Source organism: Blautia sp. MSJ-9 (assembly GCF_018919065.1).
Taxonomy (GTDB): domain Bacteria; phylum Bacillota; class Clostridia; order Lachnospirales; family Lachnospiraceae; genus Blautia_A.
The window spans coordinates 46617-68510 of record NZ_JAHLQG010000054.1 but is presented as its reverse complement, the minus strand read 5'-3'; the positions used below and the strand labels follow the sequence as shown (position 1 = coordinate 68510).

Annotated in this window: 22 protein-coding genes; 6 read left to right on the top strand and 16 right to left on the bottom strand. The window is 40.1% G+C overall.

What is annotated here, in order from left to right:
• Window positions 1-263: 263 nt before the first annotated feature.
• From KQI87_RS15645 to KQI87_RS15635, 3 genes are all read right to left on the bottom strand, one after another.
• Window positions 264-902, bottom strand: a complete 639-nt coding sequence (locus KQI87_RS15645; RefSeq protein ID WP_216460907.1) for a corrinoid protein — start codon at window positions 900-902, stop codon at window positions 264-266.
• Between the two features lie 120 nt (window positions 903-1022).
• Complete coding sequence (locus KQI87_RS15640) at window positions 1023-1841, bottom strand: methyltetrahydrofolate cobalamin methyltransferase (protein ID WP_216460906.1); 819 nt, start codon at window positions 1839-1841, stop codon at window positions 1023-1025.
• Between the two features lie 100 nt (window positions 1842-1941).
• The gene (locus tag KQI87_RS15635; protein ID WP_216460905.1) at window positions 1942-2976 is read right to left on the bottom strand and encodes a uroporphyrinogen decarboxylase family protein; all 1035 of its coding nucleotides are present in this window, start codon (window positions 2974-2976) and stop codon (window positions 1942-1944) included.
• A 514-nt stretch (window positions 2977-3490) separates the two neighbouring features.
• Between KQI87_RS15635 and KQI87_RS15630 the strand changes: the two genes are divergently transcribed.
• The 3 genes from KQI87_RS15630 to KQI87_RS15620 all read left to right on the top strand — a co-directional run bounded on the left by KQI87_RS15630 (window position 3491) and on the right by KQI87_RS15620 (window position 6035).
• Window positions 3491-4483 carry a serine hydrolase gene (locus tag KQI87_RS15630; protein ID WP_216460904.1) on the top strand — a complete coding sequence of 331 codons (993 nt, stop codon included), beginning with the start codon at window positions 3491-3493 and terminating at the stop codon, window positions 4481-4483.
• Window positions 4484-4593: 110 nt separating this feature from the next.
• A complete protein-coding gene (locus tag KQI87_RS15625) occupies window positions 4594-5574 on the top strand; it encodes an SH3 domain-containing protein (protein ID WP_253292559.1) in 981 nt (326 codons plus the stop codon).
• A 17-nt stretch (window positions 5575-5591) separates the two neighbouring features.
• The gene (locus KQI87_RS15620; protein WP_216460903.1) at window positions 5592-6035 is read left to right on the top strand and encodes a transporter; all 444 of its coding nucleotides are present in this window, start codon (window positions 5592-5594) and stop codon (window positions 6033-6035) included.
• A 233-nt stretch (window positions 6036-6268) separates the two neighbouring features.
• Here KQI87_RS15620 and KQI87_RS15615 read toward each other — a convergent pair whose 3' ends face one another.
• Window positions 6269-7399, bottom strand: coding sequence for an Ldh family oxidoreductase (locus KQI87_RS15615; RefSeq protein WP_216460902.1), 1131 nt, complete (start codon window positions 7397-7399; stop codon window positions 6269-6271).
• Between the two features lie 317 nt (window positions 7400-7716).
• Here KQI87_RS15615 and KQI87_RS15610 point away from each other — a divergent pair, with 317 nt between their 5' ends.
• Both KQI87_RS15610 and nudC read left to right on the top strand, forming a co-directional pair.
• A complete protein-coding gene (locus tag KQI87_RS15610) occupies window positions 7717-8058 on the top strand; it encodes a cupin domain-containing protein (protein ID WP_216460901.1) in 342 nt (113 codons plus the stop codon).
• Window positions 8059-8210: 152 nt separating this feature from the next.
• Window positions 8211-9059: an NAD(+) diphosphatase gene (gene nudC, locus KQI87_RS15605; protein ID WP_216460900.1), complete on the top strand. Its 849-nt coding sequence runs from the start codon at window positions 8211-8213 to the stop codon at window positions 9057-9059.
• Window positions 9060-9175: 116 nt separating this feature from the next.
• On the opposite strand, the gene KQI87_RS15600 is transcribed toward nudC, so the two are convergent.
• From KQI87_RS15600 to KQI87_RS15585, 4 genes are all read right to left on the bottom strand, one after another.
• A complete protein-coding gene (locus KQI87_RS15600) occupies window positions 9176-10288 on the bottom strand; it encodes a J domain-containing protein (protein ID WP_330655920.1) in 1113 nt (370 codons plus the stop codon).
• Window positions 10289-10354: 66 nt separating this feature from the next.
• Window positions 10355-10822: an Hsp20/alpha crystallin family protein gene (locus tag KQI87_RS15595; RefSeq protein WP_216460898.1), complete on the bottom strand. Its 468-nt coding sequence runs from the start codon at window positions 10820-10822 to the stop codon at window positions 10355-10357.
• Window positions 10823-11009: 187 nt separating this feature from the next.
• The gene (locus tag KQI87_RS15590) at window positions 11010-11477 is read right to left on the bottom strand and encodes an Hsp20/alpha crystallin family protein (protein WP_008705428.1); all 468 of its coding nucleotides are present in this window, start codon (window positions 11475-11477) and stop codon (window positions 11010-11012) included.
• A 370-nt stretch (window positions 11478-11847) separates the two neighbouring features.
• Complete coding sequence (locus KQI87_RS15585; protein ID WP_055200272.1) at window positions 11848-13053, bottom strand: ATP-binding protein; 1206 nt, start codon at window positions 13051-13053, stop codon at window positions 11848-11850.
• 259 nt (window positions 13054-13312) lie between these two features.
• Between KQI87_RS15585 and KQI87_RS15580 the strand changes: the two genes are divergently transcribed.
• A complete protein-coding gene (locus KQI87_RS15580; RefSeq protein WP_055200274.1) occupies window positions 13313-14197 on the top strand; it encodes an aldose 1-epimerase family protein in 885 nt (294 codons plus the stop codon).
• A gap of 4 nt (window positions 14198-14201) precedes the next feature.
• Here the strand turns inward: KQI87_RS15580 and KQI87_RS15575 are convergent, their stop codons facing one another.
• The 8 genes from KQI87_RS15575 to KQI87_RS15540 form a co-directional block, all read right to left on the bottom strand.
• On the bottom strand, window positions 14202-14816 hold the full coding sequence (locus KQI87_RS15575) for a hypothetical protein (protein WP_062808273.1): 615 nt from the start codon (window positions 14814-14816) through the stop codon (window positions 14202-14204).
• On the bottom strand, window positions 14807-15346 hold the full coding sequence (locus KQI87_RS15570) for an ECF transporter S component (RefSeq protein ID WP_025578035.1): 540 nt from the start codon (window positions 15344-15346) through the stop codon (window positions 14807-14809). The genes KQI87_RS15575 and KQI87_RS15570 overlap by 10 nt, the downstream gene beginning before the upstream one ends.
• Before the next feature lie 131 nt (window positions 15347-15477).
• A complete protein-coding gene (locus KQI87_RS15565; protein ID WP_025578033.1) occupies window positions 15478-16965 on the bottom strand; it encodes a lactate racemase domain-containing protein in 1488 nt (495 codons plus the stop codon).
• 34 nt (window positions 16966-16999) lie between these two features.
• Window positions 17000-17848, bottom strand: coding sequence for a triose-phosphate isomerase family protein (locus KQI87_RS15560; RefSeq protein ID WP_216460897.1), 849 nt, complete (start codon window positions 17846-17848; stop codon window positions 17000-17002).
• An 86-nt stretch (window positions 17849-17934) separates the two neighbouring features.
• Window positions 17935-18621 (bottom strand): sulfite exporter TauE/SafE family protein, encoded by a 687-nt coding sequence (locus tag KQI87_RS15555; RefSeq protein ID WP_243152669.1) that lies wholly within the window; start codon window positions 18619-18621, stop codon window positions 17935-17937.
• Between the two features lie 26 nt (window positions 18622-18647).
• Entirely contained in the window at window positions 18648-19802 is a 1155-nt protein-coding gene (locus tag KQI87_RS15550) for a class II fructose-bisphosphate aldolase (protein ID WP_025578029.1), read from the bottom strand.
• A gap of 13 nt (window positions 19803-19815) precedes the next feature.
• Window positions 19816-20964, bottom strand: a complete 1149-nt coding sequence (nagA, locus tag KQI87_RS15545) for an N-acetylglucosamine-6-phosphate deacetylase (protein WP_025578027.1) — start codon at window positions 20962-20964, stop codon at window positions 19816-19818.
• 36 nt (window positions 20965-21000) lie between these two features.
• Window positions 21001-21822 carry a glucosamine-6-phosphate isomerase gene (locus tag KQI87_RS15540; protein WP_216460896.1) on the bottom strand — a complete coding sequence of 274 codons (822 nt, stop codon included), beginning with the start codon at window positions 21820-21822 and terminating at the stop codon, window positions 21001-21003.
• Window positions 21823-21894: the final 72 nt, after the last annotated feature.

Genomic DNA, 21894 nt, shown 5'->3' with positions numbered 1-21894 from the left:
AGACTGTATCACTGTCTGAGCGAAGTTTGCAACGGAGCGAGTTTGAGAAGGCTGCTCATGCCCTTAGCAGATTTCTGAGAGCTTAGAATATCTTAGGCCCCGAAACCGCACATGAAATAAAATATTTTTCTGAGCGTCCCTCTTTCTCCATTATACCACCCGAAAAGAAATTCCAAAATACGCGAAAGGACCACTCCACAGAGCAGTCCCTCCCCATTATATTTTCATGTTATACTTATACCCACAATAATCGTCGCTCAGGTTTAAGCCGCTGCCAGCTTCTTAGCCAGTGAAGCCGCACTAGCCGCATCATCAGAATATCCGTCAGCTCCTATTTCTTCAGCAAATGCCTCAGTGATCGGTGCACCGCCAACCATAACTTTAATATTACCTCTGAAATCAGCCGCATTCAAAGCCTCAACAGTTTCTTTCAGAGCCGGCATAGTAGTTGTCAGCAAAGCAGAAAGTGCAATGATCTTAACATCCGGATTTTCTTTATAGCACTCAATGATCTTAGCCGCCGGAACATCAACTCCAAGGTCAAGAACCTCAAAACCAGCACTCTCGATCATCATAGCAACCAGGTTCTTACCAATATCATGAAGGTCACCTGAAACAGTCGCAATGATAACTTTACCCAGTGCACCAGTAGAACCAGTTGCCAGATGCGGTTTCAGAACTTCAACACCTTTCTTCATGGCACGAGCTGCAACCAGCATCTCCGGAACAAAAATCTCACCATTTTTAAATTTATCACCAACAATAGACATCGCACTGATCATACCATCATTCAGGATTGCAACCGGATCATCACCCTCATCAATCGCTTCCTGAACTGCAGGTCCTACTAATTTCGCTTTTCCTTTTTCTACTAATTCAGCAACTTCATTTATCTTAGACATAATCAAATCCTCCTAACATTTTTCTGAATTTCTATTCTCATATTCTATCTAATGACTTCATTACTGTTCACCAAATCTCCTGCAATACGTTTTGCAGAACATCACCAACAAACAGGAAGCTTATTTTTTCTTTGCTGTACCGATCAAACCCTCTCTGTAAGCCCCGATATATTCCATACAGTAATCATCCAGACCAAGCAGTGCCTCTGTTGCATAAACAAGCCCAAGCATATCCTTATTTGTCGGATCCATGATTCCACTGTCCAGTCCTGCATTCATTGCCAGAACCAGGAAACCATAATTGATCAGTTTACGAACCGGCAGATTAAAGGAAATATTACTGATTGCCGCTGTGATATGAATAGACGGATACTGCTCACGTACACTTGTGATCGTCTCAATATTCGTTGCAATACCATCCTCAGAAGTACAAAGCATCTCAACCAGCGGATCAATATGAATTCTGTTCGGAGCAATTCCATACTCCTTTGCTTTCGCCATGATCTTGTCAAAAACTTTCAGACGGTCTGCTGCACATTTCGGAATACCTGTATTATCACTCAGTAAAGCAATAACCTGCCATCCTTCATTTCCCGGCTCTGCCATAATCGGGAAGATTGTATCAATTTTATGTCCCTCTCCTGATACAGAGTTAAAAATTCCAGGTTTCTTGCAGAATTTGTATGCCTGTGCCAGAACATCCGGACTCGGGCTGTCAATGGAAATCGGAAGATCCGTAACTTCCTGGATACAGTCGATCATCCATTTCAGAGTTTCCACTTCCTCAGCTTCCGGCACAGAAGCACAACAATCAATATAAGTAGCTCCGCTGTCTGCCTGAAGCTTTGCTCTCGCTTTAATAAATTCTGAATCTCTTTTCGCAATCGCTTCTGCAACGATCGGAATAGAGCCATTAATTTTTTCCCCAATAATAATCATTTCTCAAACACCTCCATAGCATCATCTTCTGCCGCACTCAAAATCTCATCTACACATCAAACAGATATTTAACTTCCTGCTTTCCACTGGCAATGAAAAATCAGAACATAATCTGCCACGGAAGTCTTGTAGACTCAGATGCTTTAATACCAAATTTCTCTTCATTCAACTTGTCAATAGAATCGCAGAGAGATTTATAAACTCCCGGATAAACAGAACCAGGACCACCCTGAGCAATACATGGAATAAAGTATTTATTTCCACATTCTTCGCAGACACGACGAACAACTGCATCACAGTTCTCATCTGTCCATCCTTCGAAGTCAACTGCCCGGTTTTCAATACCACCCATAAAACTGATCTTTCCACCATATTTCTTAATCAGTTCCGGCAGATTATTAGTTTCCATACATCCCTGCCATACATCGATTCCCATCTCAATCATAGATGGAACCAGTGTTGCTGCATAACTGTCTGAATGATGGATAACCAGTTCAACACCATGGCTGTGATAATATCCATAAATCTCTTTATATGGTTCAAGTAAGAATTCATCAAACATTGCAGGGCTCATAAATGTGCTGTCCAGTCCACCCCAGTCATCATGATGGAACAATGCATCAGGATGAAGATTAGAGCAGATGCCTTCTGCCAGTTCCAATTCCCACTCGGTAAGATATTTGATCAGATCATGCATTTCATCCGGATTAGTAATGTAATAAACCAGCGCATTACTGATCTCACACAGATGATGGGTCTGCTCAAATAATCCCGGTGCAACGAAAGCCGCCTTAAATGCCTGTTCTCCGTCAACTGCATCATACTGAGCTTTCACCATATCCCACTGATCCTGAGTAAATTTCAGAGACGGGGCATGTACATAATCTTTCCAGTCCTCAATATCCTTAACTACGATTTTATCCGGAGTATGTACCGGAAAAGAACCAGGAACCCCTTTCGGGAAAGTGTTGGTTACGCCCCATGCATTTACTACATTTTCCTGTCCAGGCTGAAGTAGCGGATTCGCAAACATAAACGGATGGAAAAGAAGCTGTACTGCTTCATACTGATTGACAAATCTGTCAGGATTACCGCCTTTTATTACTTCCAACATATTCTGTTTTGGTGTTAACATATGATCTACCTCCTCATATCGTTTCGGAAATACCCCCATATTTCCATATTTATTTAGTTAAAATGTCGTTCTTTATCCTGTTTTCGATGATTTTATTGTATCATTTGTATATTTCAAAAGATATAATCAGATATGCGGAATTTCTATACCTGTATTCCTACAATTTGTATGAATATATATTTTTCCAACAGTTCTCGATTCTAAGTCAGGACAGTCCCCAGCCATTGCTCCTTGTTTCTCAAAATTGAAGCAGAGGCCTTACCTGATTTGAATCAAAGGAATAAAATCATCCACTTCTCTACGCAGCTCTACACTATAACAATTCTCCAAACCCGGAAACTCTTCATCAAAAAATCCCTTGTATGACGAAAAATAATTTACGAACTGGTCTCGATACACTTGTAACCCCGGTCCAAACACGGTATAATTTTAATATCGTAATCGTTCAGTACCTTCGCACCAGACTGCTGAATATTACCCAATATCTACAATTATCTAACAGGCGGTGAACACAATGAAATTTAAAAAACTTTTGCTTCCTCTGCTCTCTGCCAGCCTTCTTGTGGCTCCTGTAACCAGCAGTTATGCAGCTGAAAACAGACCGGAACCAGCACCAGGACAGACTCAGGAACAGACCGCAGAACCAGCGCCGGAACAGGCACAGACTACTTCAGGAGAGGGTACTCTTTCTCCATCTTCCGAGAATTCTGACAGCGTATTTGGTGGAACTTCCACATCTGCAGAACCGGTCACTGATGAAGCACTTCAGACCATCCTGAATCAGGTACAGGGACAGCTTCCAGCTGACAATGGCAGCTGGGCAGTTTTCATCTCTGATCTTCTCAACGAAACAGAGGGAAGCATCAATGACCAGACTATGCAGGCAGCCAGTCTGATCAAACTTTACATCATGGGTGCCATCTATGAAAATTACGACCAGATCATCAGTCAATATGGTAAAGATTCCGTAGATTCCAACCTGTATTCCATGATCACAGTCAGTGACAACGACGCTGCCAACACCCTGACCACTTACCTGGGAGGCGGCGACTCCACTGCAGGCAGACAGGCAGTGGACGGTTTCTGTCAAGCACATGGTTATACAAAAACCCATATGGGACGTATGCTTCTGGCAAGCAATGCTCAGGATGACAATTATACCTCTGTAGGAGACTGCGGACATTTTCTTATGGAAATCTATAAAGAAGAGGAATCCACCTACGCCCATGCCACAGACATGTACAACCTGCTCAAAGCTCAGACGCGCCAGAACAAAATCCCGTCTCAGCTTCCGTCAGGAGTTAAAACTGCCAACAAAACAGGTGAACTTGATAACGTGGAAAATGATGCAGGAATCATCTATGATGCGCCTAATGATCTGGTCATCGTATTTATGTCCCAGAATCTTTCCAGCGCAGGTTCCGCTCAGAACACGATCGGTTCTCTGAGCCGAACAATTTATGATTATTATAATAACGGTACCTCTTCGGAATCCGATGCTCATTAAATATAATGATAACAGGGGCAGTATACTTTTTGACCCTGACATCATATAAAAGAAATAACAATCTATAGATATCAAAAAAGATCTATTCATAACAGAGGGAGGTTTTACTTATGAAGAAAAGAAAAAGTATTGTAATTCCAATGATGCTCGCAGCTGCAGTTGCTGCTGTATCCGTACCAGGCAGTTCTCAGGATGTCATGGCTTCTGACACCTATCAGGTAAGCGTAAGCAAAGGTTATCTGGCCCTGCGTAATGCTATGGCATATGATTCCTCTAATGAAATTGGTGAACTTTATTCCGGTGATACAGTTGAAGTCACAGATTATACTACCAGCGATTACTGGTACGTTTATTCTCCAAAACTTGGCAAGTCCGGATATGTAAATAATAATTATCTGATTTACCTTTCCGGTCAGTCAGCAGCACCTGCATCAGGATCCTACACTGTCCGCGTAAGCAAGGGTTATCTGGCTCTGCGTTCCGCAAAAGCTTACGATTCTTCCAACGAGATTGGTGAGTTATATACCGGCGACACTGTAACTGTTTCTGACAGCAGTGACTCACAATACTGGTATGTTTATTCTCCAAAGCTTGGAAAGTCCGGCTACGTAAATAAAGACTATTTATATTACAATGGCAGCGGAACCAGTACTCAAAGCACTTCCGGCGATACAAGAACTGTCATCGTAAGCAAAGGCTATCTGGCTCTGCGTTCTGCAAAGGCTTATGATTCTTCCAATGAAATCGGAGAATTATACACTGGCGACACTGTAACTGTTTCTGACAGTAGCGACCCTCAGTACTGGTATGTTTATTCTCCAAAACTGAATAAATATGGTTATGTAAACAAAGATTATCTGTCAGGAGGAACTGCCACATATTCCAACACATATCCTACCAAAACAGTCAGTGTTGCTACCGGATATCTGGCTCTGCGTTCCGCAAAAGCTTATGATACTTCCAATGAAATTGGTGAATTGTATTCCGGTGAAACTGTTCAGGTTATTGATTCAACTGATGCACAGTACTGGTATGTTTATTCAACAAAACTTGGCAGATACGGCTATGTAAACAAAGATTACTTATATTAAGAAAGGACTCACCATCTATGAGCCCCAAAAGACAGGTAAACCACAACATCCGTAAACATTTTAACGGTATTATTTACAATATTTCACGCTACGTAGAAATCGCACTCTCTATCGTCATCCTGGTAGTAATTGCATTGGCAGGTGTCCGTCTGATCATGGAAATTGCAGGCACTTCTGTTTCCTCTATGGATACAGAATTCTTCACCAGTTTCCTCTCTCAGGCATTATCTCTGGTAGTCGGTGTCGAGTTTGTAAAAATGCTCTGCCAGCATTCCGCACAGACAGTTGTAGAAGTCTTAATGTTCGCAACAGCCAGACAAATGGTAGTCGAACATCTTGGATCAGTCGAAACCCTGATCGGCGTGCTGAGTATTGCAGTTCTCTTTGCCATCCGCAAATATCTCATGACCGATAATGATGATATGAACTCGCGAAAGCACAAAGAAGAGAGCGAACATTAATATCCTTTTCTTCCCGAAGGACTTTTTCGTGAACACTGCAGAATACTCTCCTGTGGTCAAAAAATAAAGAGACTGCACATCAGATTCTGTCTGTAACTCATTACTCTTACAGACAACCTCTGAATCATGCAGTCTCTTTTTTATCTCCACATACTGATAAGCGGGCGTCTCAAAAAAAGTTATTTTATAAATTTTATATTCTATAGTTAATGGTTATCAGCATGATGGTTTCATCAATAATTTCCACCGAAAAACTTACTGTCTTTCGGCAGCTCATAATCTTTGAAATAAGAACCAAAATCTATCTTCAGATAATCGCAGAGATTTGCAAGCTCAACCATAGTATTATCATTTACCGGTATACCATTCTCCCTGCGTTCTTTCTCTGCCAGAATTTCCTTCTCACCATGAGTATAAATCTGCTCTGCACCTTCTGCTTTTGGACTCTCACGAAGTGTTTTCAGATATTCAGAAAAATGCGCCTTAATATCTTCCGCATTTCCAAAGATTGAAGGATCAATTGCTGCAAATCCATGGCAGATACCTGTCTTATTTTTAAATGTACAACATTTATCAGAAGTAACACCCATAGAAAGAATAGAGCTGAAAATCTCACATAACATTCCGTATCCATATCCTTTGTGGCTTCCACTTACTTCTTTATTTCCGCCAAGTGGCATGATACCGCCGCCTTTCTTTCCTACAATATTCGCAAGCACATCCGGTGCATCTGTACTCTCATGTCCATCTGCACCAAGTGCCCATCCCTCTGGAAGCGGTTTGCCCGATTTATTGTACATTTCCAGTTTTCCTCTGGTCACCACTGTTGTGGAACAGTCAAAAAGGAAAGGATACGGTTCAGCCGGCATTGCTACTGCGATCGGATTAGAACCCAGCATTGCTTTTCGTCCAAAAGTAGGCACCATAATGGCTTCTGAATTGGTACATGCCATACCAAGCAGCCCCTGTTTAGAAGCCATTTCTGCATAATATCCAGCAATACCAAAATGATTGGAATTTCTTACTGAAACAAATCCAACGCCTGTTTTCTTCGCCTTTTCTATGGCTTTCTCCATTGCAAAATAACTGATCAGCTGTCCCATTCCATCATGTCCGTCAATTACTGCCGATACAGGTGTCTCAAATACAATCTCCGGTTCCGCATCCGGATGGATCGTACCTTTCTCAATTCCTTTATCATATCTCACCATTCTCTGCATACCGTGACTCTCAATCCCATACAGATCTGCAGTAAGTAAAACATCTTTGATAATATTGGTCTGTTCCTCATTGAAACCAAACTTACGAAATACATCATGGCAAAAAGTATTTAATGTGTCATAACTCCATTTCACGTAACCCATAACTGTAAAAGCCCTCCTTGAAGTATTACTCATTTTTCTTTTGGTATTACCAATCTTTAAAACTGATTATACCATTCATCTTTCCAGAGTACAATATGCTTTTTTATTTTTTTGGTAACTTATTATTTTTGTAATTACTGTCCCCTTGGTTCTCAGCATACACCTCACAATACCCAAAGCAGGAATCTCTCTGTGCCGGACACAGAAGTAAAAATCCAGATATTTTCTAAAATATGTTGTTATAACAACGCATTTTTCTGGCATGCTGTGATATACTTTATAGCAGAAGGTTAAGTAATCACAGGAGGAATTTAACCATGGAATTTATTAAGAATATTAAACACGAAGAAGTATTCAATCTCGCATCCCAGGTATCTGCACAGGACGGTCAGATCGTGAGCAAAACTCTGGCTCAGAATCCATACGTAAGCCTTACCTTATTCGCATTCTCCAAAGGCGAAGAGATCAGCACCCATGATTCCAAAGGTGATGCTATGGTTTACGTTCTGGAAGGAACAGGTAAATTCACTGTAGGTGGAAAAGAGCACCTGGTAAATGCTGGTGAAACCTTGGTCATGCCTGCTACTATCCCGCACGCTGTATATGCACAGGAAGATTTCAAGATGTTACTTACAGTTGTTTTCCCTGTTGAGAAATAATTAAACTCCTATAACGTTTTTGTTGATAATATTCCGCAGAATATTTTTGTTCCTTGCTTTTATAAAATCTCAGGAATATACTATGAGCAGATAATGAATTGCTAAGGCATTCTCATTGTCTGCTCATATTTTTCAGAAAAGGATAATTAATTATGATTCAGGATATCGCACCACATACTTACCATAACGAATATAAACCATCTGCACCAGATAAGGGCAGCTTTATTCTTGCCTATGAAAAAGGTACCATCCTTCTTCCGAAACAAGAACGTGAAGAAGCAATTACCTTTCCAAGTTTTCAGGAATTAGAGGGAAAAATTGATGACCTTTACAGCAATTATATCTATCTCTTCTCCATTGATGACCAGAGGTTCTACCTGATTCCAAATCTGGACACTTCACTGCTTCCGAATTATGATTTTCAGGATGTACGTGTCCTTCGTACTGCTCATCCACAATATCTTGCATTCGCAGGAATCACCGGGCATCAATTATTTCAATGGTACAGCAAACGCCAGTACTGCGGCTGCTGTGGAAAGCCAATGGTCCACAGCCAGAAAGAACGTATGATGGAATGCCCATCCTGCGGCAATCACGAATACCCGGTTCTGTGCCCTGCTGTTATCGTGGGAATCACAAACGGAGATAAGATTATTCTTTCCAAATATGAAGGACGCAGATTCAAACGTTACGCTCTGATCGCAGGTTTCGCAGAAATTGGAGAAACAATTGAAGAAACTGTACACCGGGAAGTAATGGAAGAAGTCGGATTAAAAGTTAAGAATCTTCGCTATTACAAGAGTCAGCCATGGTCCTTCAGCGGCTCTCTGCTGTTTGGATTCTTCTGCGATGTAGACGGTGACGACACACTCACCGTAGACCACGAAGAACTTTCCATGGCTCAGTGGATAGAACGTGACAAAATTCCGGATCAGGGTAATAATATTAGTTTAACGAAGGAAATGATGATGCTCTTCCGAGATGGTAAGGAACCCAGATAAATATTTTCCCCAATACAACAAAAGGATACATGCATCTCATTTTATTATGCATGTATCCTTTTCGTCTCTATATAAAACTTTTTCACTATATGCTCAAAAGCATTCCTTATTATTCTTCACGCCGCACTCCCGCTGCCAAATCCACGGCTCCTGCGGCTTCCATTACATTCCTGTTCGAATTCTTTCAGTTTCCGTCTTGCATCTGGTGTCAGGTTTGTCGGAACCTCAATCTGTACTGTTGCATATTCATCGCCATGTACAGATGGATTGTTCATTGCAACAATACCCTTACCTCTCAGACGGATCTTAGTTCCGGACTGTGTTCCAGGTTTGATATTACAAAGAACATCTCCATAAATCGTATGAACTTTCGCTTCACCGCCAAATACTGCTGTCGTAAATGGAATATTTACTGTTGTATAAACATCTCTGCCCTCACGTCTGTATCCCGGTTTATCCTGGACATTAACTTTCAGAAGCAGATCACCGGCTTCTCCGCCGCCGATTCCAGGGTGTCCTTTTCCCTTAAGCCTGATAGATTTACCAGATTCAATACCTGCAGGAATATTGACTTCATAATTCTGGACACCACCGTTGCTGCTCTGCAGACGGATAACCTTCTTTCCGCCGAAAGCTGCTTCATCAAAACTTACAGTAACATCTGCATGAAGATCCTCACCCTTACTGCTATAAGAGCCTCCAAATCCTTGACTGTGGAAATCACTTCCGCCACTGCCAAATCCACTGCCGAAACCATTGCTTCCGCTACCAAAACCGCCAAAGCCACTTCCATGGAAACCACCAGTACCGAATCCGCTTCCTCCAAATCCACCGGATGATTTACTCTTCTTAAATCCACCGCCAAAGATGTTCTTCAGAATATCATCCATGTCTTCGCCATTCTCAAAATGGAATTCATGATATCCGTTTCCGTCACTATATGATCCCTGGAAACCGCCGCCAAACGGATTTCCCTGAGCTCCGCCGTAATTGCCGGCGCCTTCTTCAAAAGCAGCATGACCAAACTGATCATACAATTTACGTTTCTTTTCATCACTCAGAACATCATAGGCTTCATTTACTTCCTTAAACCGTTCTGCGGCTGTAGCATTTCCCTCATTACTGTCCGGATGATATTTCTTGGCCAGTTTTCTGTATGCTTTTTTGATTGCTGCTGCATCTGCGTTTCTGCTCACGCCCAGAACTTCATAATAGTCTCTTTTCAATATCATCACCTTCTTTTAAAAACAACGGGAAGCCAAAAGATTGACCTCCCGTTGCTGTAATTTAATCTATTATCCTTCAATGGAGATGCTGTGCTTCTGTTCCACTGCTGGTTTTGCTTCCTTCTTCGGAACGAATAATGTCAGGATACCATGTTTGAATTCTGCTTTGATGTCGTCCTGATGTACTTCTTTACCTACATAGAAGCTACGGCTGCAGACACCTGCATAACGTTCTCTGCGGATATAACGACCGGTTTCTTTTTCCTTCTCGTCTTTATCCAGACCTTTCTCCGCACTGATGGTCAGATAACCATTCTCCAGTGCTGCATGGATTTCATCTTTTGTAAATCCAGGAAGATCTACAACCAGTTCATATCCGTTGCTCATTTCCTTGATATCAGTTTTCATAATGTGGTTTGCTTTATGTCCGTAGAGTTTCTTCTCTGCGTCTTTCATTGCTCTGTCATCATAATAAAATGGGAAATCTCCAAAAAAGTCATCAAATAAATTTTCTCCAAAAATACTAGGCATTAACATAAGTCATATCTCCTTTTCTAATATATTTTATATATGTCAAATCTGTTCGCCAGATTTACTTTCCAAATCTATCTTTACAGGTTTTTTCAACCTTTTATCTTCAATCTTTTAGCGCAAGCTTTTATTTTTATATCTGTTTTTAATCTCTGGCTGACCCTTAACGGGTCAGTCAGAATATTTTTATTCATCAGCCTTCAATGGCAATTGTTTTCTTCTGTTCTACTGCTGGTTTTGCTTCTTTCTTTGGTACAAATAATGTGAGGATACCATGTTTGAATTCTGCTTTAATGTCTTCTTTCTCAACTTCTTTACCTACATAGAAGCTACGGCTGCAGGCACCTGCATAACGTTCCTTACGGATATAACGTCCTGTCTCTTTTTCCTGCTCATCTTTATCCAGACCTTTCTCTGCACTGATAGTCAGATAACCATTCTCCAGGTCAGCCTTTACTTCATCTTTGGTAAATCCCGGAAGATCTACGACCAGTTCATAGCCTTTATCAGTTTCCTTGATATCGGTTTTCATTATATGGCTGGCTCTGCGTCCGTAAAGTTTCTTCTCTGTATCTTTCATTGCTCTGTCATCATAATAAAATGGAAAATCTCCAAAAAAGTCATCAAATAAATTTTCTCCAAAAATACTAGGCATCAACATAAGTCATCTCTCCTTTTCTATACCGTCCATCTACATGTGATGGACTCTCAGTTATGTATCTTTACCTTGTTTCTTTGGAACTTAGGTTATCAGGAATCTCATAGAACTTATTTCTTTGTTCTCTTTTTGTTCCCCTTCCTTTGTTCTAGCTGTAATATAACACTTATTATTAGCACTGTCAAGAGGTGAGTGCTAATTTTTTTGTGAAGAATTTGTGAACTCTACGAGCCATGCAAAATGACAAAAGTTTATACCACAGCAGTCACAGTTTCTGGCAGGTTCATTTTAGACATCTTATTCTCCACATGAAACTTCTCTGCAATATGATTATCTTCTGTTTTTATATATTATTACCATGAATTTGCATTGTTCAGTCTACAATCCCCAATAACCAGTCTCTGGCATTAATACGTCGAATTCCCTCATATTGTTCTTCTGGTTCTTCATCCATTGTTAAGATAATCTTTGGATAATGATCTCGTATCGCCTGTAATGGTCTTAATTCTCTCAAAAGTGTATTTTCATCTCGTACAGTCAGTGCCACCTGGAAATATACTGTTCCCTTTTTATTCTGTGCCACAAAATCCACTTCATATGAATTGATTTTTCCAACATACACATCATATCCTCGACGTAACAATTCCAGATAGACTATATTTTCCAGAACATGTCCTGCATCTGCCTGCCTCGACCCTAAAAGCATATACCTCATTCCAATATCAACTATATAATATTTTTCAAGAGTTTTTAAATATTGTTTTCCCTTTATATTATAACGTTTTGCCTGATATATAATATAACTCTCGCTAAAAGCCTCTAGATATTTTTCCACCGTTTTTGTATCAATTTTTCGCCCTTCTGAAGTCATCGTATCTGCAATTTTTTTTGATGACAATGGATTTCCTATATTATCAAACACAAATCTTAAGACACTCTTAAGCATCATAGTATCTGTGATTTTTTTCCTGTTTATAATATCCTTTACAACAATCGTATTATAGATTCCTTCCAGATAATCTCTGATCTCATCTGGCTGATTTTTTAATTCCAGTGTAAACGGAAATGAACTATTCTGCAAATACTCAGCATATTTGATTCCTCTGTCATTCATACTGCCAGTGCTCTCCATATATTCCTTAAAAGACAACGGCAACATTTCAATCTGAATATATCTTCCTGAAATCATAGTTGCAATCTCACTGGACAACATATATGCATTGGAACCAGTCACATAAATATCTATGTTTTTTTTAATATAAAGACTGTCCAGCACTTTCGGAAAATCTGTTACATTCTGAATTTCATCAAGGAAAATATATGTCATTTTTCCATCAATCAGACGTTCCTTTAAATATTTATATAATTTCCTGTAATCTGTCAGTTCTTCATAATCAAGATCTTCAAAATTAATAGAAATAATCTGTTCTTCCTCAATCCCATGCTCTTTTAAATAATTGCGATAAATTTCCAGAAGCATAGATTTTCCACAACGTCGTACACCTGTAACAATTTTAATCAACTGCTTATCTTTCCAGGCTATCAGTTTTTCTAAATATTCTTTTCTTTCTATAATCATAATAATGCTCCCTTCTTTTTTACTAATTATATTCCAAAAGCAATATAAAAATCAATAGTTTTTGGATTATAATCCCAAAACTATTGATTTTTGTGTTTTTGTAGGAACAAAAGTTTTGCATTTAAACATAAATCAACTCCACCCTCTATCTTTCATCCCCAAACGTTTGTCCAAATTTCTATTCCATTACAGTGTTTTTATGATACGCTTGTTTTATGCAGCATATTACTATTATGTATTTATCAGGGAGGGTTTTACTATGCAGATTAAATTACAATCTGACAATTATCATGTACTTTTAAACACACTTGGTGCCGAATTAAATTCCTATTCCAATCCATCCGGGAATGAATACGTATGGAATTCTGATCCCGCTTACTGGCTTCGATCTTCTCCGCTTCTTTTTCCGACTGTGGGAAATGTCCGCAACGGAGAAACTGTTATCAAGGATCATATATACCAGATGCCCAAACATGGTTTTTGTAAAGAATCTGAATTTGAAGTAACAGAACAGACTGAAAATTCCGTCACTTTTTTACTTAAAGCAAATGAAGAAACATTAAAACATTATCCTTATGATTTTGAACTTTACCTGTCATATCATCTGAATGGCAGTACTCTGTCTATGGACTATAGAGTAATAAACAAAGATTCCGACATTATGTATTATCATATTGGTGCACATCCCGGTTTCATGTGTCCGGTCAATAATGGAGAAAATATTGAAAATTGTATTTTAAGATTTGAAAAAGAAGAGAATTTTATTTCTTATGAATATGATATAAAGAATCTGGAATTTAATTTTAATCACAAAGTATCCCAGAAAGCAGAAGGCAACACACTTCCTCTCACAATTTCCATGTTTGATCAGGATGCTGTTTTCTTTGAACACACGAATTCACACTATGTTTCTTTCGTAAATGCAATTACAGGAAAAGGTGTTTCCGTATATTATCCTGATTTTGAATCCCTTGCAATTTGGACACCGGCCGGAGGAAAGGCTCCGTTTCTCTGTCTGGAGCCATGGAACGGTTCCGGCATTTTTCATCAGGATGATGATATTTTTGCGCATAAGCATGGGATCCTCACACTGGAATCCGGAAAAGAAAAAGCATATCATCTTGAGATTTCTCTGATAGAATAATCTTTTATTCTTCAGTTTTCAGATTCCACATGACCTGTATTGCACCATCCATCACATGGAATTTTTTAAAATAGGCTTCCTCCTTTGGGATCCACATATTCTGAAATTGTTTTGCCTTTTCCGGGCCATTGCGCTTTTTTATATTTTCCATCTGATCTTTGGGAGAAATATTTAAAAATACACGAAGTTGATAAGGGTTCTTAAAATATGGATGCATACTGTAAGAACCCTCTATAATATTGAGTTTTTTATAAGGAACAGGATATCCCTCCAGCAGATTCCATTTCTGGCAGCTGAACGGCTGATAAAAAACAGTCTGCTTCTGAAAGATTGGTCTTAATACCGTTTCCTCAAACCGCTCATAATCCACATTTCCTCCTGTTTCTTTCAGACGCTGTGGCGTACGCTGTTCCATGCGCAGAAAAAAGTCATCCATTCTGAACAGATTACAGTCGAATACCTGCTCCAGATATTCTCCCAATGTAGTTTTCCCACTTCCACACCTGCCATCAATTGCAACGATCAGAGGCTCATCCAGTCCTTCCTTCTCTTTCTGCAATTTTCTGATTGCCTGAACTACCGGTTCAAATCTTTCTTTGCAGCATGCCTTTAATTCCATTCTACTGTTCCTTCCATATTATACAAACGTTCTACCAGGGACGGGATCAGAACAAGCTGAATCAGAATTCCCGGCAACGCATTTATAAATCCTCCCATCAGAAACAGTTCCCAGGTAAAGATCCCTCCTGTAAATGCATATACTGCTGCCGAAACCAGTCCCCATACGATCCGTCCACACAGCATTGCTGCTATGAGTGAAATATACAGGGATTTTATATCTTTTTTCATTTTTTCTGATAAAATTCCTGCCACCAGCCCATAAGTGGCAAGTTCAAACGCCATACAGAAGGCATTCGGAAAAATTGCCGGCATTCCGAACACCACTCCTCTTAAAAGAGGTGTAATAATCCCAATAAGTAAACCATATGGCCATCCGCAGATATATCCACATAATAACACCGGTATGTGCATCGGGCAAAGCATTTTCCCTACTGCCGGTATCTGCATTGTGATAAATGGAAGGATCAGTCCGATCGCAAGAAACAATGCTGCTAAAATTCTTTTTCTTAAAGCTGTATTTTCTTTCATATCCCAAATTCTCTCTTTCAGTATAAAAATGCCAGTGATATAACAAAACATCCCTGTCAGAAACACAAAACAGCTCTGGACAGGGATGCTTATATTATAAATACTATACCCTACTAATTAATGATGCTACATCAACAGCAACATGGATGACGATGTCCATATTCATCCATACAATCCTGTGCAGGATCTTTCATGCAAAGATGTACAGCTGCTTTTTTGAATGTCATTGGCAGTGCCAGAATATTTGGTTCCTGACCAACATATTTCTTCTTGGCATCTTCCAGTGCTTCTTCAAATGTAGCTCTTGTTTTTAAGCCCATTCCTCTTGCATAGCCCGGTTCCTCAGCGCCTACGATATAGATTGCACTGGTATTCATTTCTGCAATATGTCCGCAGGACATCATAGAGAAGCCATGGAATGGATGGAATGCATTCGTATAACGATATTTACGGATATATTCTTCATTCGTAGCAAAATACTCACCAAGGCGGTTCATATCCGGCAGCGTATTCATATGATCATGCTGGAACAGATCATATAATTCTCTTAAATATGGCCAACGCTCATCATGGAAATAACCATTGCATGTAGATGCGCAGATAATTACACAGTTATCACTCATAACTCTCTTGAATCGAAGTACCTGTGCACTTAAAGCCTGCATCATCATGATAGGATTGGTTCCCATTCCATCACCATAGTGGAATTTCTGCGGCATACCAAATACAAGTACATCATATTTCTTCTCTGCCCAGTGTACATAGGTTCTCTTGTCAGCAAGCTTCCAGCTGATCGGCATCATTTCCTTTGCATAGCCTGAGTAAATTGCGATCTGTCTGGACTGTGTATCCAGTACAGCATCACAGCAGAAGAAAGGATGTCCCATTTTTTCTTCCATATGCATACTGATCTCATCAAATTTATTACGCATCAGGCTTCCACCATTAACCGGTGTAAAATCATCTCTGTGCATAACAGACGGTACATGATGGCTTGCAATACATTTCCAGTTTGTAATACCAGTTGCACTGTGTTTGTATCCGCCTGAATATCCACCATAAGGATTTCCCTGTACATGACCGATAAGAATCGGAATATCACACTCAAAGACATATTTATTCATGTACACCGGATCGCCTCTGTGAGTGGTTCCAAGATCTACCATATGTTCCTGATCTTCACTGTCATGACTGATGATCTGTCCTGTATGCCAGAATTCATTAAATAATTCTTCTCCAAAGATAGCCTTTGCATCCGCTTCTGTGCTTCTTGGATGAAGTCCGTTAGAAATAATGAAAAGAATATCTTTCTTTTCAACACCGGCAGCATATAATTCTTTCAAAATATATTTAATGCTTAACTTTCTGTGGCTGGTAGCCTGCTCGCCACCTTTTACACGATCCGGAACAACAATAGTAACTGTTTTTCCGGGTCCTGCCAGTTCTGTTAAAGTAGGCATACCGATCGGATGAGCCAGACTTTCCAGATAAGCAGCCTCAAGCTGATCTTCCGGAATATGATCAGGATCCTTTACAGTTTCTCCCGGGATAAAAATATCAGTATTATCCGGCAATTCAGCAGACATGGTTCCCTGTCCATACTCAAAATCAAATTTCATAGTAAATCTCCCTTCATTATACGTACTTAATTTATTATCTGTTATTTACCTTACCCATATAAAGACGAATAATCTCAAGATATTCCTCCGGATAATATCCAATTTCACCCTGAAATCTTGTCAATGCGATCAATCCACCATCTATCTCATCAATGGACGCAAGCATTTCTGCATTGTCCTGCTTCAGACCACCACCATATACGATGTCCATACCATTTGTCTTTTCTTTTACAAATTTCGCGATCTTAGTAATATATTCTTTTCCGGCCGGTGTTTTTCCCGGTCCGATAGACCAGATCGGTTCATATGCGATCACAACCTTTGAAGTGTCTACATCCTTAAGTCCGATCTCAAGCTGTTTTCCAAGAACTTCCTGCCACTGCTCCTGTTCCTCACTTTTCTCACCGATACAGTAAAGAACTTTCATTCCTCTTGCAATCGCACATTTAATTTCCTGATTCAGAAGGCGGTTTACAGCATCTGTATCTGTGACACCTGCCTCTGCGAGGATTCCTGCTTTATCATTTCTCTCTTCACAGTGTCCGATGATCGTAGTCTCACATCCGGCCGCTGCCATAGCCGAAGCCGGTCTGTTTGCAGTAAATGCGCCAAAATTTCCGCCAACTGCAGTATCTGCTCTGAATACACTCTGGCAGCCTATCTGAACAGGACTTCCTTCTGTTTTTGCTGCTGCTGCATTCAGAAGATGTACTTCCGGAAAATACATACCAAATTCCACTTCAGAAGGATCATATGTCTTTAATTCTTCCTGTGTATTCTTTACAATACAGGATGCCCAGTCAGCAACCGGAGCCAGACGGTTTACACCTCCGAATTCCACCGGAACATCAAATCTTTTTAAATTCAGATAAATGTGTTTCATAAAATTCTTACCTTTCTTTTAACAAAATTAACAGACAAATAATCATCATACAATGTGCAGTCTGCCTATAGTCTCTGCAAACAGATTCAGGATAAAAGGAGATAGCTTCCGGCACACATCATAAAAATATATACCACTTTTTTGATCCCTGTCATAGTAAGCCGGCGAAACAAAAACATTCCAACTGCTGTTCCAACTGCCGTTCCTGCCAGTGCCGCTCCAACCAAAGGCAGCATAGCTCCTGATACATGACCCTGAAACACATGGATCAGGAAAACACTGACCGTATTAATTGTAAAAAACATTTGAAGTGTAGCATTATATTTTTCTTTATCATCTGTCACGGACAAAAAATACGCTACCATCGGTGGACCTCCAATATTAAAAAGTCCTCCGCAAAAACCACTGACTGCACCGGCTGCCAATCCGGAAACCAAACCTGCCTTTAAATGAACTTTACTGCTGAAGAAAATAAAATAAACTGCCAGAACAAGAAGAACTGTTCCCATGATCTTTGACAAAACAGCTTCATCCAGAGCCATCAGCGTATTCACCCCCAGAAGGCTGGTTACCGTAGCCATGATCACAGGTGGCAAAAGAAGTTTCCAGTCAATAAATTTCCACAACTTTACTGCAATGTAAATTACCATAAAAAAAGCTGCAATCGCTTCCAGTATGGAAGCTGTGTAAAAAGGCATAAACATTGGCCAGATGGCCATACAGATAATTGCATAGCCAAATCCACTGCTGCTCTGCACACAACTTCCTGCCAAAGCTACCAGTGCTGTTAATATATAGATCAAAGCCCTTTACGATAGCGCTCTGCCATTTCATCCAGACCAGTCATCTCCACCAGCGGTGCTTTTCCATAAGAACCAAATTCTACGATCAGAGTACCGATTGCTTCTTTTACGCCCTTTTCAACAACAGCCATAAGAGCAGCAACATCTTCATCCGGAATAACGCCATACATAACTGTATCCATAATAGGAGTCAGGAATGCACGTGGATCAAACTGTTCTTTCTTTGCCTCCAGAAGGCGATATACCTCACCAATCGACTGGCTTTCTCTTTTTTCAGGATGAGCTGCAAAAAATTCTTTCATATTTCTTGTAACAGCCAGACGGATATCTGTATCTACATTGATCTTTCCAATACCACATGGAATTGCCGCTTTCAGTTCATCAATAGAAATTCCATAGGCATTCTGGATATTTCCACCCAGAGCATTGATCTCATCTACAATATATCTTGGCACTGTTGAAGATCCATGAGATACCAGTACACCAAAAATACCCTCATGCAGCATGCACTCTTTGATGGCAATGGCAATTTCTTTTCTTAATTTAACATTTTTTCCTTTAGAAGCGCCATGCATGGTTCCATAAGAAATAGCCAATGCATCAACACCTGTTTTCTTAAAGAATTCAATAGCCTTTAAAGGATTGGTATAAGTAGATGTAGCAGAAAATACATGATCCTCCACGCCGGCTAAAACTCCCAGTTCACCCTCTACAGAAACACCTCTTTCATGCGCATATTTGACAACTTCACGAGTCAGTTCCACGTTTTCATCAAACGGAAGGCTGGAGCCATCAATCATAACAGATGTATAACCGCCTGCAATTGCTGCTTTACAGGAATCAAAATTCTTACCATGATCCAGGTGAAGAACAACAGGAATCGGAGAATTTTCTGCATATTTCTTTACAGCATCTGCGATATTCTTTGCACCGATTTTTTTATCTTCCAGAGTAGCATTCTGAAAATCTGTTCTTCCACCCATAAATCCATTTGCAAGATCTGCTCCCTGAAGGATTGCTGCAGAACGGAACATTTCATGAACTTCAATTGCTGCTTTTGCCTGTGCTACTGCATTTACATTAAACGCCCCCTGTGCAAAGTGATATTTATCTACAGTTTCTAGTAATGGTCTTAATGGTATTAATGGCATAATCTTCTCTCCCTTATTGTTCTATTTTTCTACCTTTTACAAATGTATCAATGACAGAATATTCTTCATCCAGAATAACCACATCCGCATCTTTTCCGGTATCAAGACTTCCAATCCTGTCATATACATCCAGCATCTTAGCCGGATTGCATGTAAGAAGCGGCAGTATCTCTTCAAGAGATCTTCCTGTAAATTTGATCAGATTCTTAAGTGCACATCCTGTTGTAAGCGTACTTCCCGCTCTGGAATCTCCGTATTTCAGTTTTGCGTCTCCGTCTTTTACGATAACCGGATTAACGCCCAGCATATATTCTCCATCCGGAAGTCCGGCAGCCATGATAGAATCAGTTATGGCGATTACTTTGTCCAGACCTTTCATTTTCAGAAGAAAACGAACGGTTCCCGGATGCAGATGCCGTCCGTCACAGATAGCTTCACAATAGATGTCAGATTCCAGAACAGCCCCCATGATAGCTGGAAAATGCTGATGAAGAAGTTTCATCGCATTAAATGTATGTGTCGCTGCTACAGCCCCCTCATTAATACATTTCCATGAAGTCTCATAATCTGCGCCTGAATGACCGATAGCAACCTTCATACCAAGATCCGTCATTCCCTTAATTGCTTCCGGCACTCCTTTTACTTCCGGCGAAACAGTAATATAGCGAATATTACCGTCTGCTGCCTTCTGATATTCTTTCAGAAGCTCCAGATCCGGAGAAATCAGCAAATGCTCCGGCATTGCTCCTTTATATTCCGGCGCAAGGAATGGTCCCTCAAGATGAATCCCCAGAAGATCTGCACAGTTTTCATGTCCGTTCTTTTGTGCCTCCTGATGCTTCACAGCTTCATTTATTGTTTTCAACGTCTGTTCTTTCGTATCTGTCAATATGGATGAAAGCCATGACGTAGTTCCCTGAGTTGCAAAAAAATGTCCAATTTTTTCAAATCCCTGCTGATCAGCCGCATTTACATCTACCCCTGCACCGCCATGAGTATGTACATCTATAAAACCGGGTACTACATATTTCCCTTTTGCATCATAGACTTCATCTGCGTTTTCATCTTCAGCAGAACTGATCTTTCCCTCTTTCAGAACAAGATCTTCCTCTGAAAAAGTTCCATTCTTATATACTTTTCCATTTATGATCCGAATGCTCATGTTCTTCCTTCTTTCTATTGTCTGTTATCGACTATCTCAGTCAAGTGCTGCAACAAATTCTGTTATCTTCAGGTTAATATCCGGATGTGAAGTAAGAAGAGATACCGGGAAATCAGAAGTTGCTTCCCCATATGCAGCTCTTCGTACTACTGCACGATGCCAGTTTCTGAAACAGCCAAGGCGGATCTTTCCTGCATGAGAGATCTCATTGATTCCGATGGTAACACAATAATGAGGCATATCTTCCAGTGCTCCGTTGAAATCACCGATTGCGTTTGCTGTTCTTGTCTCTTTGGTAATTTCAAGAACACGTGTTTTCTGAGCAAGAAATTCTTCATTTGTAAGGGATGGATCTGCTTCATTAAATGCTACATGACCATTAATTCCAATTCCACCGAAACAGATATCAACGCCCCCCAGTTTTTCAATCAGTTCAGAAATATATTCCGGATGATTCGGATCCGGAAATACTCTCTGATCTTCCGGCATTACCAATTCCGGGCGAACTTTATCATAAACTGTACGTTGCATGAAGCCTCTGAAGCTTAACGGATGATCTTTTGAAATCCATTGTTTCTCATCATCCAGATATTCATCCATGTTAATAAACCATACATTTTTCAGGCTGATATTCTGCTCATTAACCATATCTACAAAATATGGATACTGTCCTACAGGACCTACAGGACAGATAAATACTGTTTTTTCTCCATTTTCGTTATGTTTTCTGATCTCATCCACCATTTCAACTGCCATAGAATGAAATACTTCTGCATTGTCTTCCATAACAATTACTGGAAGCTTCGGTCCATTACCCACTAACTCTTCCTTTGTATAGCTATAATAACTATGTCCCATATTGCTTTACTTCCTTTCATTTATTATCCAGCTCGTTACCTTTATTGTTGTATTTATTATAGTAGATAAAAT